The organism is Streptomyces sp. NPDC097619, assembly GCF_040302735.1.
Classification (GTDB): domain Bacteria; phylum Actinomycetota; class Actinomycetes; order Streptomycetales; family Streptomycetaceae; genus Streptomyces.
In genome coordinates this window covers 1-13,929 of the sequence record NZ_JBEOSD010000193.1, presented here as the reverse complement: position 1 = coordinate 13,929, position 13,929 = coordinate 1, and the positions used below count along the sequence as shown (strand labels likewise).

Annotated in this window: 12 protein-coding genes and 1 tRNA gene; 10 read left to right on the top strand and 3 right to left on the bottom strand. The window is 71.1% G+C overall.

Annotation, left to right across the window (positions count from 1 at the left end; translation table 11 throughout):
• Positions 1 to 174: 174 nt before the first annotated feature.
• From ABTZ17_RS32895 to ABTZ17_RS32880, 4 genes are read left to right on the top strand one after another with little or no spacing between them, the layout of a single operon-like run.
• Positions 175 to 1,656, top strand: a complete 1,482-nt coding sequence (locus tag ABTZ17_RS32895) for a pyridoxal phosphate-dependent decarboxylase family protein (RefSeq protein ID WP_352199461.1) — start codon at positions 175 to 177, stop codon at positions 1,654 to 1,656.
• Positions 1,640 to 2,947: a lysine N(6)-hydroxylase/L-ornithine N(5)-oxygenase family protein gene (locus tag ABTZ17_RS32890; protein WP_352199460.1), complete on the top strand. Its 1,308-nt coding sequence runs from the start codon at positions 1,640 to 1,642 to the stop codon at positions 2,945 to 2,947. The genes ABTZ17_RS32895 and ABTZ17_RS32890 overlap by 17 nt, the downstream gene beginning before the upstream one ends.
• Positions 2,947 to 3,540: a GNAT family N-acetyltransferase gene (locus tag ABTZ17_RS32885; RefSeq protein WP_352199459.1), complete on the top strand. Its 594-nt coding sequence runs from the start codon at positions 2,947 to 2,949 to the stop codon at positions 3,538 to 3,540. The genes ABTZ17_RS32890 and ABTZ17_RS32885 overlap by 1 nt, the downstream gene beginning before the upstream one ends.
• Positions 3,537 to 5,318 carry an IucA/IucC family protein gene (locus ABTZ17_RS32880; protein WP_352199458.1) on the top strand — a complete coding sequence of 594 codons (1,782 nt, stop codon included), beginning with the start codon at positions 3,537 to 3,539 and terminating at the stop codon, positions 5,316 to 5,318. Before ABTZ17_RS32885 ends, ABTZ17_RS32880 begins: the two co-directional genes overlap by 4 nt.
• A gap of 173 nt (positions 5,319 to 5,491) precedes the next feature.
• Here the strand turns inward: ABTZ17_RS32880 and ABTZ17_RS32875 are convergent, their stop codons facing one another.
• On the bottom strand, positions 5,492 to 7,096 hold the full coding sequence (locus tag ABTZ17_RS32875) for a beta-N-acetylhexosaminidase (RefSeq protein ID WP_352199457.1): 1,605 nt from the start codon (positions 7,094 to 7,096) through the stop codon (positions 5,492 to 5,494).
• A 266-nt stretch (positions 7,097 to 7,362) separates the two neighbouring features.
• Here ABTZ17_RS32875 and ABTZ17_RS32870 point away from each other — a divergent pair, with 266 nt between their 5' ends.
• Positions 7,363 to 7,638 carry a hypothetical protein gene (locus ABTZ17_RS32870; protein WP_352199456.1) on the top strand — a complete coding sequence of 92 codons (276 nt, stop codon included), beginning with the start codon at positions 7,363 to 7,365 and terminating at the stop codon, positions 7,636 to 7,638.
• Positions 7,639 to 7,691: 53 nt separating this feature from the next.
• The gene (gene glmS / locus ABTZ17_RS32865; protein ID WP_352199455.1) at positions 7,692 to 9,509 is read left to right on the top strand and encodes a glutamine--fructose-6-phosphate transaminase (isomerizing); all 1,818 of its coding nucleotides are present in this window, start codon (positions 7,692 to 7,694) and stop codon (positions 9,507 to 9,509) included.
• 149 nt (positions 9,510 to 9,658) lie between these two features.
• On the opposite strand, the gene ABTZ17_RS32860 is transcribed toward glmS, so the two are convergent.
• A complete protein-coding gene (locus ABTZ17_RS32860; RefSeq protein WP_352199454.1) occupies positions 9,659 to 10,225 on the bottom strand; it encodes a GPR1/FUN34/YaaH family transporter in 567 nt (188 codons plus the stop codon).
• Between the two features lie 99 nt (positions 10,226 to 10,324).
• Complete coding sequence (locus tag ABTZ17_RS32855; protein WP_352199453.1) at positions 10,325 to 10,852, bottom strand: universal stress protein; 528 nt, start codon at positions 10,850 to 10,852, stop codon at positions 10,325 to 10,327.
• Between the two features lie 306 nt (positions 10,853 to 11,158).
• Between ABTZ17_RS32855 and ABTZ17_RS32850 the strand changes: the two genes are divergently transcribed.
• From ABTZ17_RS32850 to ABTZ17_RS32835, 4 genes are all read left to right on the top strand, one after another.
• Positions 11,159 to 11,491, top strand: a complete 333-nt coding sequence (locus tag ABTZ17_RS32850) for a hypothetical protein (RefSeq protein ID WP_352199452.1) — start codon at positions 11,159 to 11,161, stop codon at positions 11,489 to 11,491.
• Between the two features lie 376 nt (positions 11,492 to 11,867).
• Positions 11,868 to 13,034 carry a helix-turn-helix domain-containing protein gene (locus ABTZ17_RS32845; protein ID WP_352199451.1) on the top strand — a complete coding sequence of 389 codons (1,167 nt, stop codon included), beginning with the start codon at positions 11,868 to 11,870 and terminating at the stop codon, positions 13,032 to 13,034.
• A gap of 83 nt (positions 13,035 to 13,117) precedes the next feature.
• On the top strand, positions 13,118 to 13,720 hold the full coding sequence (orn, locus tag ABTZ17_RS32840) for an oligoribonuclease (RefSeq protein ID WP_352199450.1): 603 nt from the start codon (positions 13,118 to 13,120) through the stop codon (positions 13,718 to 13,720).
• A gap of 120 nt (positions 13,721 to 13,840) precedes the next feature.
• Positions 13,841 to 13,913: transfer RNA gene (locus ABTZ17_RS32835), tRNA-His, on the top strand.
• The last annotated feature ends 16 nt before the right edge of the window (positions 13,914 to 13,929 follow it).

Here is a 13,929-nt window from a genome sequence, read left to right as displayed (position 1 = left end):
GGCGGCGGGGCCGCGGTGGAATCGCTCGCCGGCCTGGTCTGGACCCCGCTCGCGGCCGGGATCGCCCTGCTCGTCAGGCATCCGCCGGGGCCCTCTCTGTTTTGCAATGTGATTAGGTTAGGCTAACCTAAACCCCGCACACCACGCCCCTCTCCCTGCCCGGAGGAAACACTGATGCGTTCGCATCTGCTCAACGAGACGACCGCGGATGACTACCGCCGTTCCGTGACCGCAGGAGTGGAGCGCGTGGCCGCCAAGCTCGCCTCGACCACCCGACCGCACACCGGCATCTCGGTGGACGAACTGGCCCCGGTCGTCGCCGACATCGACCTGGACACCCCGCTGCACGACGCGACGGCCGCCCTCGACGAGCTGGAGGAGGTGTACCTGCGGGACGCGGTGTACTTCCACCACCCCCGCTACCTCGGCCACCTCAACTGCCCGGTGGTCATACCCGCGGTGCTCGGCGAGGCCGTCCTCTCCGCCGTCAACTCCTCCCTGGACACCTGGGACCAGTCCATCGGTGGCACCCTGATGGAGCGCCGCCTCGTCGACTGGACCGTGGGCCGCATCGGCTTCGGGCAGGGCGGCGACGGCGTGTTCACCTCCGGCGGCAGCCAGTCCAACTTCCACGCCCTGCTGCTGGCCCGCGACGAGGCCTGCCGGCTCGTGATGAAGAACAGCGAGCGCGAGCTCACCAAGGCCGAACTCCTGCCGAAGCTGCGGATCTTCACCTCCGAGGTCAGCCACTTCAGCGTGAAGAAGTCCGCCGCGATGCTCGGACTCGGCTACGAGGCCGTCATCAGCGTCCCCGTGGACCAGGACAAGCGGATGCGGACCGTGGCCCTCGCCCGCGAGCTGGAGAAGTGCGAGCGCGAGGGCCTCTTCCCGATGGCCGTCGTCGCCACCGCCGGCACCACCGACTTCGGGTCCATCGACCCGCTCCCCGAGATCGCCCGCCTGGCCGCCATGCACAGCGCCTGGATGCACGTGGACGCCGCCTACGGCTGCGGACTGCTGGTCTCCCCCACCCGCCGGCACCTCCTCGACGGCATCCAGCACGCCGACTCGGTCACCGTGGACTTCCACAAGTCCTTCTTCCAGCCGGTCAGCTCCAGCGCCGTCCTCGTCCGCGACCGCGACACCCTCAAGCACGCCACCTACCACGCGGACTACCTCAACCCGCGCCGCATGGTGGAGGAGCGCATCCCCAACCAGGTGGACAAGTCGATCCAGACCACCCGCCGGTTCGACGCCCTCAAGCTCTGGATGACCCTGCGCGTCATGGGCGCCGACGGCATCGGACAGCTCTTCGACGAGGTCTGCGACCTCGCCGCCGCCGGACACCGGCTGATCGAGGCCGACCCCCGCTTCGAGGTGGTCGTCGAGCCCCGACTGTCCACGCTCGTCTTCCGCTACGTGCCCGCGGCCGGCGCCCGCCCCGACCTCGTCGACGGCGCCAACCTGCACGCCCGCAAGGCCCTCTTCGCCTCCGGCGAGGCCGTCGTCGCGGGCACCACCGTGGACGGCGCGCACTATCTGAAGTTCACCCTCCTCAACCCGCAGACCACGACGGCCGACATCGCGGCCGTCCTCGACCTCCTCGCCGAACACGCCGAGCAGTACCTGGGAGAGTCCCTTGTCCACGCCTCGTGAGTCCCGTCAGCCCCGCGACTTCATCGCCATCGGGCTCGGCCCCTTCAACCTGGGGCTCGCCTGCCTGACCGCGCCGATCGACGAGCTCGACGGACTCTTCATCGAGTCGAAGCCCCACTTCGAGTGGCACGCGGGCATGTTCCTGGACGGCGCGCACCTCCAGACGCCCTTCATGTCGGACCTGGTCACCCTCGCGGACCCGACCTCGCCCTTCTCCTTCCTGAACTACCTGAAGGACAAGGACCGGCTGTACTCCTTCTACATCCGGGAGAACTTCTACCCGCTGCGGACCGAGTACAACGACTACTGCCGCTGGGCCGCCGACCGCCTCGACAACGTCCTGTGGTCCACCTCCGTCACCGAGGTCACCTACGACGAGCAGGCCGCCCTCTACGAGGTCCACACCGACCGCGGCGAGACCCACCGGGCCCGCCACCTGGTCCTCGGCACCGGCACCCCGCCGCACGTCCCGGCCGCCTGCGAGGGCCTGGGCGGGGACTTCCTCCACAACTCCGCCTACGTGCAGCACAAGGCGGAGCTGCAGAAGAAGAAGTCCATCACGCTGATCGGCTCCGGACAGAGCGCGGCCGAGATCTACTACGACCTGCTCTCCGAGATCGACACCCACGGCTACCGGCTGAACTGGGTCACCCGCTCCCCGCGGTTCTTCCCGCTGGAGTACACCAAGCTGACCCTGGAGATGACCTCCCCGGAGTACGTGGACTACTTCCACGCCCTCCCCGAGGACACCCGGTACCGCCTGGAGGCCCGGCAGAAGAACCTCTTCAAGGGCATCGACGGCGACCTGATCAACGCCATCTTCGACCTGCTGTACCAGAAGAAGGTCACCATGCCGGGCGCCGTCCCGACCAGCCTGCTGACCAACACCTCCCTGAACGGCGCCGCGTACGACACCACCACGGGCACGTACACCCTGGCGCTGCGCCAGGAGGAGCAGGAGCGGGACTTCTCCCTCGACACCGAGGGCCTGGTCCTGGCCACCGGCTACAAGTACACGACGCCGAGGTTCCTGGACCCGGTCCGCGACCGCCTGAACTTCGACGGCCGCGGGCGCCTGGACGCGGCCCGCAACTACAGCGTGGACACCACCGGCCGCGGGGTGTACCTCCAGAACGGCACCACCCACAACCACTCCCTCACCTCGCCCGACCTGGGCATGGCGGCGTACCGGAACGCGTACATCATCGGTCAGCTCCTCGGCCGCGAGTACTACAAGGTGGAGAAGTCCATCGCGTTCCAGCAGTTCGACGCCCCGGAAGGCACCTTCTGATGAGCACCACCGACACCCTGTTCTCCCGGACCGACGCGACGCTCGGCGCTTTCGCGGTCCGCCCCCTGGACCCGGCCGCCGACGCGGAGCTCCTGCACGCCTGGGTCACGCACCCCAAGGCCGCCTTCTGGATGATGCAGGACGCGAGCCCCGCCGAGGTGCTCGCCGAGTACCGGCGGATCACCGAGCACCCGCACCACCACGCCTTCATCGGGCTCCACGAGGGCCGCCCGGCCTTCCTCATGGAGAGCTACGACCCGCGCGAGCTGGAGCTGGTCGGCCTGTACGACCCGGAGCCGGGCGACGTCGGCATGCACTTCCTGGTCGCCCCCTCCGACACCCCGCTGCACGGGTTCACCCGCGCCGTGATCACCACCGTGATGGCCGCGCTCTTCGCCGACCCTGAGACCCGCCGCGTGGTCGTCGAACCGGACGTCGACAACAAGGCCGTGCACGCCCTCAACGAGGCCGTCGGCTTCGTCCCGGAGCGGCCGATCACCAAGCCGGAGAAGGAAGCCCTGCTGAGCTTCTGCACCCGCGAGCAGTTCGAGACCGCCACCGGCGCCCCCACCACCGCGGCGGTGTCCATATGAACCTCGCCGAGGCCACCGGCCACCTCACCCCCGAACTGTGGGCCCGCGCCAACCGGCACCTGGTCCGCAAGGCCCTCGCCGAGTTCTCCCACGAGCGCCTGCTGACCCCCGCCGACCTGGGCGACGGCCGGTACTCCGTGCGCAGCGACGACGGCACGGTGGAGTACCGCTTCACCGCCGCCCGGCACGCCCTCGACCACTGGGCCGTGGACGCCGCGTCCGTGACCCGGCACCGCGACGGCGCCGAGCTGCCCCTGGACGCCATCGACTTCCACACCGAGTTCCGCGGGGCCCTCGGGCTGAGCCCCGAGGTGCTGCCGGTCTACCTGGAGGAGCTCTCCTCCACCCTGTCCGGGTACGCCTTCAAGTACACCCGCGCCACCACCCCGGCCGCGGTGCTCGCCAAGGGCTCCTTCCAGGACGTCGAGACCGGGATGACCGAGGGCCACCCCTGCTTCGTGGCCAGCAACGGCCGGCTGGGTTTCGGCGTCCACGAGTACCACGCCTACGCCCCCGAGGCCGGTACCCCGGTCCACCTGGTCTGGGTGGCCGCGCACCGCGAGGTCTCCCGCTTCAGCGCGGGAGCCGGGCTGGACTACGAGTCCTTCGTCCGCGCCGAGCTGGGCGAGGAGGCCGTGAACGGCTTCGCCGCGCAGCTCGCCGCCCAGGGCCTGGATCTCGCGGACTACCACCTGCTGCCGGTGCACCCCTGGCAGTGGTGGAACAAGACCTCCGTCACCTTCGCCGCCGAGATCGCCGACCGCCGCCTGGTGCTGCTGGGCGAGGGCTCCGACGCCTACCTGGCGCAGCAGTCGATCCGGACGTTCTTCAACACGAGCGCCCCGGAGAAGCACTACGTCAAGACGGCCATCTCCGTGATCAACATGGGCTTCATGCGGGGCCTGTCGGCCGCGTACATGGAGGCCACCCCGGCGATCAACGACTGGCTGCACCAGCTGATCGAGGGCGACGAGGTCCTGAAGTCCGTGGACTTCTCGATCATCCGGGAACGGGCCGCCATCGGCTACCGCAACCTCAAGTTCGAGGCAGCCACCGACCGGTACTCCCCGTACCGCAAGATGCTGGCCGCCCTGTGGCGCGAGTCCCCGGTGGCGACGCTGCGCGAGGGCGAGCGCCTGGCCACCATGGCCTCGCTGCTGCACGTGGACGCCGAGGGCCGGTCCTTCGTCGGCGCGCTGATCGAGGAGTCGGGGTTGAGCCCCGAGGAGTGGCTGCGCTCCTACCTGCGCGCCTACCTGCTGCCGCTGCTGCACTGCTTCTACCAGTACGACCTGGCGTACATGCCGCACGGCGAGAACACCATCCTCGTCATCGAGGGCGGCGTGGTGAAGCGGGCGATCTTCAAGGACATCGCCGAGGAGATCGTGGTCATGGACGCGGACGCGGTGCTGCCGCCCGCGGTCGAGCGGGTCCGGGCCGACATCCCGGAGGACATGAAGCTGCTGTCCGTGTTCACGGACGTGTTCGACTGCTTCTTCCGCTTCCTCGGCCCGATCCTCGTCTCCGAGGGCATCTGCTCCGAGGAGGTGTTCTGGAAGGCGGTGGCCGACTGCGGCCACGACTACCAGGACGCGGTGCCGGAGCTGGCGGAGAAGTTCGCCCGCTACGACCTCTTCGCCGAGGAGTTCCAGCTGTCCTGCCTGAACCGGCTGCAGCTGCGCAACAACCGGCAGATGGTGGACCTCTCCGACCCGGCCGCGGCCCTCCAGCTGATCGGCACCCTGCCCAACCCGGTCGCGCCCTTCGCGCGCCGCTGAGCGGGGGCGGCCCGCGCGGATCCCCCGAATACGGTCCCTCGGGCCGCGCACCCGCCCTTCCGGAGCCCCGCCGACCCCCCGTCGGCGGGGCTCCGGCACGTCCGCGTCGGGGGCGGGCCCGCGGCCCCGGTCCCGAGCGCCGCCCCGGGCGATCTCCCGCGTGCCGTCCCGGGCTACTGCCAGGGCACCTCGGGGGCGGCGTAGTAGGCCACCCCGAGCTGCCGCAGCAGCGGCCCCTGGGCGCCCAGCCGCTGCTTGTACTTCTCCCAGTCCAGCTTCGACGCCTCGGACCAGCCGAGTTCGGCGGCGCCGATGACCCGTGGGAAGGCCATGGTCTCCAGCTGCCGGCTCGTGGTCACGGTCTCGGTCCACAGCGGGGCCTCGACGCCCAGCACCGCCCGCTCGGGCACGTCCGGCAGGTAGCTGCCGGGGTCCCAGGAGTACGCCTTCTGCACCGGCACGTAGCCCGCCCAGGTGGTGCCGATCGGGGTCTTCGCGTCGTACTTCATGTCCAGGTAGACCCGGTCCGCCGGGGACCAGACCACCTTGTGGCCGGCGCGGACCGCGGCGACCAGCTTCTCCCGCTCGGCGGCGGGGGTGCGGGCGTGGCCCCAGTACTGCACCACGGCCCCCGGCACGGGCTCGGCCCCGGTCAGCTGGTGCCAGGCCATCACCTGCTTGCCGCGGGAGGTCACCATCGGCTGCACGCGGCCCATGAACCTGACGTAGTCGGCCTGCGGGGTGGAGTGGGCCTCGTCACCTCCGATGTGCACGTACCGGCCGGGGGTGAGCGCGGCGATCTCGCGGAGCACGTCGTCCACGAACCCGTACGTCACCTCCTTGGGCACGCACAGGGAGCTGAAGCCGACCTTGGTGCCGGTGTAGCGGGGCGGGGCCACGCCGTTGCAGTTCAGCTGGGCGTAGGAGGCCAGGGCGGCGTTGGTGTGGCCCGGGACGTCGACCTCGGGGACCACCTCCATGTAGCGCTCCCCGGCGTAGCGGACGAGGTCGCGGTACTGCTCCTTGGTCCAGTGCCCGCCCGGACCGCCGCCGACCTCGCTCGCGCCGCCGTACGTGGCCAGCCGGGGCCAGGAGTCCACGGCGATCCGCCAGCCCTGGTCGTCGGTGAGGTGCAGGTGCAGGGTGTTGATCTTGTAGAGGGCGAGCTGGTCCACGTACCGCTTGACCTGCGCCGGGGTGAAGTAGTGCCGGGCGATGTCGATCATGGCCCCGCGGTAGGCGAAGCGGGGGGTGTCGGTGACGGTGACCCCGTCGAGCTTCCAGCGACCGCCGGTGCCGGTGGTCAGGAGCTGGCGCATGGTCTGCACCCCGCGGAACAGGCCGGCGGGGCGGTGGGCGGAGAGCACGGCCCCGGAGTCGTCCACGGAGAGCCGGTAGCCCTCCTCCCCGAAGGAGCCGGCGCCCGGGTCCAGGCGGAGCCGGATCCCGTCGGTGCCGCGGCCGTCGTCGGTGCCGCTGACCGGGAGGGGCAGGGCGGTGAGCGGGCGCCAGGCGGCGGCCAGCCGCTCGCCGACCGCCCGCGCGGGCGCCGAGCCCGCGGTGGTGCGGATCGTGGTGGTGCGGCCGAAGGTGTGGCCGGCACCGCCGGGGCTGACGGAGTCGGGGGCCGGGACCACCCGGTCGGTCACGGGCAGGGCCAGGGCCGCGGGGGCCGGGGCGTGCCCGGTCTTCCGGGTTTCGGCGCTCCGGGCCTCGCTGCAGGACACCGTGAGGACCCCGCAGACCAGCAGGGCGCCCAGGGCGCGGAAGAGTCTCATTCCACCAGGTATAGGGGAGGAAGTGGCCGCACGGCGACGGCTGCGGCCCCGACTGGCCCAATTCATCCGGAACACGAGGATTCCCCCGGGCCCCGCGGACGCCCGGCGGGGTGGGGGTTCGGGGGCCGCGGGTCACGGTCTGCGGGGTGGGTGAGGGGGCCCGTCCGGGTTGCTCCGCACCACCGAAAGGTCCGTACCTTTGGAATCCTGCCCGAAATCGGGCAGGATTCTTGCAATAGCGGCCCGTAGCCCTCCAATATCTACGGGTGCTCGATCGCCGACCGTCCCACGACGACCTCATCGACCACCTGGTGCGCAGCACCTCGCTGCAGCGCGGCGAGGCCGCCCGGGTGGTGCTGGACGTGTTGGCGTACTTCGACGAGACGACGGAGGACTTCGTCCGCCGCCGCCACCGGGAGCTCCAGTCCGGCGGCGCGGTGAACGCGGAGATCTTCGAGCGGATCGCGGGCGAACTCCCGCACCGCGCCGTGGCGCCCCCGGAGCTCTCCCTCCGGCAGCTGCGCCGCATCGTCTACGGCTGAGCCGGCCGCGTACGGCGGGCACCCCATCGGACTTCAGGAGGGTTTGAACCTATATGTGCGGAATCGTCGGTTACATCGGCAAGCGTGACGTGGCCCCGCTGCTGCTGGAGGGCCTCCAGCGGCTGGAGTACCGCGGCTACGACTCCGCGGGCATCGTGGTGAACAGCCCCAAGACCCCCGCCCTCAAGGTCGTCAAGGCCAAGGGTCGGGTCCGCGAGCTGGAGTCCCGGGTCCCGAAGCGCTTCGCGGGCACCACCGGCATCGCGCACACCCGTTGGGCCACCCACGGCGCCCCCAGCGACATCAACTCCCACCCGCACCTGGACGCCGACAACAAGGTCGCCGTCGTCCACAACGGCATCGTGGACAACGCCGCGGAGCTGCGCGCCAAGCTGGAGGCCGACGGGGTCGTCTTCGTCTCCGAGACCGACACCGAGGTCATCACCCACCTGGTGTCCCGCTCGCAGGCGGAGACCCTGGAGGAGAAGGTCCGCGAGGCCGTCAAGCAGATCGAGGGCACCTACGGCATCGCCGTCATGCACTCCGACTTCTCCGACCGCATCGTGGTGGCCCGCAACGGCTCCCCGGTGATCCTCGGCATCGGCGAGAAGGAGATGCTGGTCGCCTCCGACGTGGCCGCGCTGATCGCCCACACCCGCCAGGTCGTCACCCTCGACGACGGCGAGATGGCCACCCTGAAGGCCGACGACTTCCGCACCTACACGACCTCGGGCGCCAGCACCACCGCCACCCCCGAGACCGTGGAGTGGGAGGCCGCCTCCTACGACATGGGCGGCCACGACACCTACATGCACAAGGAGATCTGCGAGCAGCCCGACGCGGTCGACCGCGTGCTGCGCGGCCGGATCGACGAGAAGTTCTCCACCGTGCACCTGGGCGGCCTGAACCTGGACGCCCGCGAGGCCCGCGGCATCCGCCGCGTGAAGATCCTCGGCTGCGGCACCTCCTACCACGCGGGCATGATCGGCGCCTCGCTGATCGAGGGCCTGGCCCGGATCCCCGCCGACGCCGAGCCCGCCTCCGAGTTCCGCTACCGCAATCCGGTCGTGGACCCCGACACCCTGTACGTGGCCGTCTCCCAGTCCGGTGAGACCTACGACGTGCTGGCCGCGGTGCAGGAGCTGAAGCGCAAGGGCGCCCGCGTCCTCGGCGTGGTCAACGTGGTCGGCTCGGCCATCGCCCGCGAGGCCGACGGCGGCGTGTACGTGCACGCCGGCCCGGAGGTCTGCGTGGTCTCCACCAAGTGCTTCACCAACACGGTGACCGCCTTCGCCCTGCTCGCCCTGCACCTGGGCCGGATCCGGGACCTCTCGGTCGCCGACGGCAAGCGGATCATCGAGGGCCTGCGCAAGCTGCCCGCCCAGATCCAGGAGATCCTCACCCAGGAGGAGGACATCAAGAAGCTGGCCTCGGAGTACGCGGAGGCCAAGTCGATGATGTTCATCGGCCGGGTGCGCGGCTACCCGGTGGCCCTGGAGGCCAGCCTGAAGCTCAAGGAGATCTCCTACATCCACGCCGAGGCGTACCCGGCCTCCGAGCTGAAGCACGGCCCGCTGGCCCTCATCGAGCCCGCGATGCCCACCGTGGCGATCGTCCCGAACGACTCGCTGCTGGAGAAGAACCGCGCCGCCCTGGAGGAGATCAAGGCCCGCAGCGGCCGGATCCTCGCCGTGGCGCACCAGGAGCAGGAGAAGGCCGACCACACCATCGTGGTGCCGAAGAACGAGGACGAGCTGGACCCGATCCTCATGGGCATCCCGCTCCAGCTGCTCGCCTACCACACCGCCCTGCACCTGGGCCGTGACATCGACAAGCCGCGCAACCTGGCCAAGTCCGTCACCGTCGAGTAGGACCCGCGGTCCGCCCGCCGGACCGGTCGGCCCCGACCCCGCACGACGCGAGGCCCCCCGTGCACCCGCACGGGGGGCCTCGCGCGTCCTCGTCCGCACCACCCTCTCGCGGTCCGCACCCGCCCCCGGGGACGGACCGCGACGGGGGCTCAGCTCGCGGCCACCGCCCCGCGCCGCGAGGTCCGGCCGACCGCGGTCGGCCAGTTCGCCAGGGCCGCCGTCGCCCCGTACCAGGCCAGCAGCCCGGTCACCACGGCCACCCAGCCGCCCGCCTTCACCAGCGCGCTCGTGCCGGCGTACGCGCCGATGCCCGTGAGCAGCAGCGACAGGAACAGCAGGGCGTAGGTCCCCTGACCGAAGAGCCCGCTCGGGGCCGCCAGCGTCAGGGTCAGCGCGAAGAGCGCGAACAAGAGGAGGAAGAGCCCGGCCGCGTGTGCAGAAGCGTTTCCGTCACCCGTGGACCAGGTGAAGAAGAAGGCTCCCGCGCCCGCGAAGGCCGTGCCGTTGAAACCGTTGCCGCCCCGGAACTCCAGGACGCCGAGGACGAACAGGGCGACGCCACCGATGTAGGTGGCGAGAGAGGCCGCGTCGGTGGCCGCGACACCGCTGATGACGCCGGTGTGGCCGATTCCGATGGCGAGAAGGGTCAGACCGAGGGCGAGGGTGCCCAGGGTCGAGGTGGAGGCCGTGCTTCCCGCAGAGACTTCGTTGTCCACGGCGGGGCTCCCTTCGATCTGCAGTTGTCGTGCTGCTACCCAGCGAGCCTTATTTACCCTTCACAACCGGCGACAACCGGCCAAAGGGCGCTCATCCGATTACGGGATGACAACAACCGGTCGCTGTGCGCGTTTGGCCAACCGCCCGGCCACGGAGCCGAAGATCCGGCCGACGATCCCGTGCGTGGAGCCCACCACGATGGCGTCGGCGGAGTACTCCCGGCCGACCTCCTCCAGCTCGTGGCAGATGTCCCCGCCCCGCTCGACCAGGATCCAGGGCACCTCGGCCAGGTAGTCGGCACAGGCCAGTTCCAGCCCCAGCACCTCGGTGCGGTGGTCCGGCACGTCCACGAAGACCGGCGGCTCGCAGCCCGCCCAGACCGTGGTGGGCAGCCGATTGGCGACGTGGACGATGATGAGGCCCGAGCCGGAGCGGCGGGCCATGCCGATGGCGTACGCGAGCGCGCGCTCGCTGGAGGTGGAGCCGTCGAAGCCGACGACGACCCCGTGCCGGAAGGCAGGGTCGCACGGCTGACGTGCCTCTTCGACCGCTCGGAGGTCCGACGGGGAGTCGGCGACCTGCTTGCGCTTGCGGCCCGCGGGTTCGGAAGTTTCGTGACCGGCCATGGGTGTCTCGGCGGAGAAGTCCTCATCGAGGCGACGGAGAGTGACGAAGCTGAGTCCGGGAATGCTCTTCCCTAGCCCATACCCCCAAGGGTAAGACGACATTCGCTTCCTGCACCAGGGCCGTCCGCCCCTTGGGAGAGCGTCCCCCGGAGCATGCCGGAGCGGGGGCCTCTTGGCAATGCCCGCCGGCCCGGCCGCGCCGCCTACCGTCAGTGACGAGCCACCCGTGCGGGCGGTGACCAGCGCACGCGGCGGCACGTTGGACAAGAGTCCGACCGCCCAGGAAGAGCCCGCAAGGAGTACTCCGTGTCCGGTCCCCTCACCCGCCCCGTCCCGCCGCCGACGCCCCCGCACGAGCAGGTCCCCCGTCCTCCGCAGCCGGTTCACCCGTCCGGGGAGTCCGCCGACGACGTGGTGCGCTGGGCGGCCTTCAGCTGCCTCCTGGTGCCCGTGGTGCTCGTGGTCTACGGGACCTCCTACGGCGGGGCCGCCGTGGCCACCCTGGGGCTGGTCGTGGTGACCGCCGTGTGCCGGGTGATGCTGCGGCACGCCGAGAAGAACGAGCGGGCCGCGGCCCGGGTCCTGGCCGAGCGGCCGGGGGACCGACGGCGGCGCCGGGCCCGGCCCCCGCACGGCTGACCGGTTCGCACACCCGCACAGCGCACGTTTTCAGCCAACTTCACAGGGCGGCACAACCCTTGGCGGAATGTCCACCCAACCCCCCCACCACCAGCGACGACGGGCGGGCCGAGGCCCGTACACCCGACGTGTACAGGCCACACGCACCCGGCCCGCTTCCCCCCAAGGTCGCGGAGTGGAACGCTTCCTGATCGAATGCTTTACGCCAAGTTGCCAAGTCGACATAGCGCTGCGTGCTGAACTTGTCACGCCGACACCACGGGACGCAGTAGATTCGATCATGTATTTACGGCGGGGGACCACGTGCAAGGCCGAGGGGATACGTGCAGGTGCGACCAGACCAAGGAGTCGCGACACCCAAGGGGGGCTTAGCGCCATGAGCCAGGATTCCACCGCCGTCGTCGCGGACGCCGGCAGGAAGCTCGCGGGGCGTCGCCGCAGGGAGATCGTCGCCGTGCTGCTGTTCAGCGGCGGACCGATCTTCGAGAGTTCCATTCCACTTTCCGTGTTCGGCATCGACCGGCAGGACGCGGGCGTGCCGCGCTACCGCCTGCTGGTCTGCGCCGGTGAGGAAGGACCGCTCCGCACCACGGGCGGTCTCGAACTCACCGCGCCGTACGGACTGGAGGCCATCGCCCGGGCCGGCACCGTCGTGGTGCCCGCCTGGCGATCGATCACCTCCCCACCGCCGCCGGAGGCGCTCGACGCGCTGCGCCTGGCGCACGAGGAGGGGGCCCGGATCGTCGGACTGTGCACGGGGGCCTTCGTGCTCGCCGCCGCCGGTCTGCTCGACGGCCGGCCCGCGACGACGCACTGGATGTACGCGCCGACGCTGGCCAAGCGGTACCCGTCGGTCCACGTGGACCCGCGGGAGCTGTTCGTCGACGACGGCGACGTGCTCACCTCCGCGGGCACCGCGGCCGGCATCGACCTGTGCCTGCACATCGTGCGCACGGACCACGGCAGCGAGGCGGCCGGGGCCCTGGCCCGCAGGCTCGTCGTGCCGCCCCGGCGCACCGGCGGCCAGGAGCGCTACCTCGACCGGTCCCTCCCCGAGGAGATCGGCGCGGACCCGCTGGCCGAGGTGGTCGCGTGGGCGCTGGAGCACCTCCACGAGCAGTTCGACGTGGAGACGCTCGCCGCCCGCGCCTACATGAGCCGCCGGACCTTCGACCGCCGGTTCCGCTCGCTGACCGGCAGCGCGCCGCTCCAGTGGCTGATCACCCAGCGGGTGCTCCAGGCCCAGCGCCTGCTGGAGACCTCGGACTACTCCGTGGACGAGGTCGCCGGTCGCTGCGGCTTCCGCTCGCCGGTGGCCCTGCGCGGGCACTTCCGGCGGCAGCTGGGCTCCTCCCCGGCCGCGTACCGGTCGGCGTACCGGGCCCGCAGGCCGCAGGCGGACCCGCAGGTGACGGACCTCTCCGGTCCGCTGCCGCACCAGCGCACCCCGCAGCCGCAGCGCGCGGCGGCCGCCCTGGCGGCCAGCGGGCCGTCGGTGACGGACCTGTACGGCTCCGGCCGGGCCCTGCGCGAGCACGCGTGACGGCCCGCCCGGAAGCGGCCTGAGCCGAGGTCCCGCGGATCTGACGACCTCCGATCCGCGGGACCTCCCATAGGGTGGGGCGCATGAACGATCGCATGGTGTGGATCGACTGCGAGATGACCGGGCTCTCGCTGACGGACGACGCACTTATCGAGGTGGCCGCACTGGTCACCGACTCGGAGCTGAACATCCTCGGCGAGGGCGTGGACATCGTGATCCGGCCCCCGGACCACGCGCTGGAGCAGATGCCCGAGGTGGTGCGGCAGATGCACACCTCCTCCGGGCTGCTGGAGGAGCTGGCCGCCGGCACCACCCTGGCCGACGCCGAGGCCCAGGTGCTGGCCTACGTGCGCGAGCACGTCAAGGAGCCGGGCAAGGCCCCGCTGTGCGGGAACTCGGTCGGCACCGACCGCGGTTTCCTGCTGCGGGACATGCCGGCCCTGGAGAGCCACCTCCACTACCGGATCGTGGACGTGTCCTCGGTCAAGGAGCTGGCCCGCCGCTGGTACCCGCGCGCCTACTTCAACAGCCCGCCGAAGAACGGCAACCACCGGGCGCTGGCGGACATCCGCGAGTCCATCGCGGAGCTGCGCTACTACCGCGAGGCCGTGTTCGTTCCCCAGCCGGGGCCGGACTCGGAGACCGCCAAGTCGATCGCGGCCCGGCACGTCCTGCCGGGAGCCTGAGCACGCCCTCCCCGGGTCCCGTCCGGCCCCTCTCCGGGGCGGGGCGGGACCCGGGGGGAGCGAGCACCCGTCCGGACCCTGTACTCTTTTCCTCGGCCGGTCGGTGACCGAGCGGTCATGGTGGGTGTAGCTCAGTTGGTAGAGCACCTGGTTGTGGTCCAGGTGGCCGCGGGTTCAAGTCCCGTCACTCACCCTGTACGAAGGGCCCC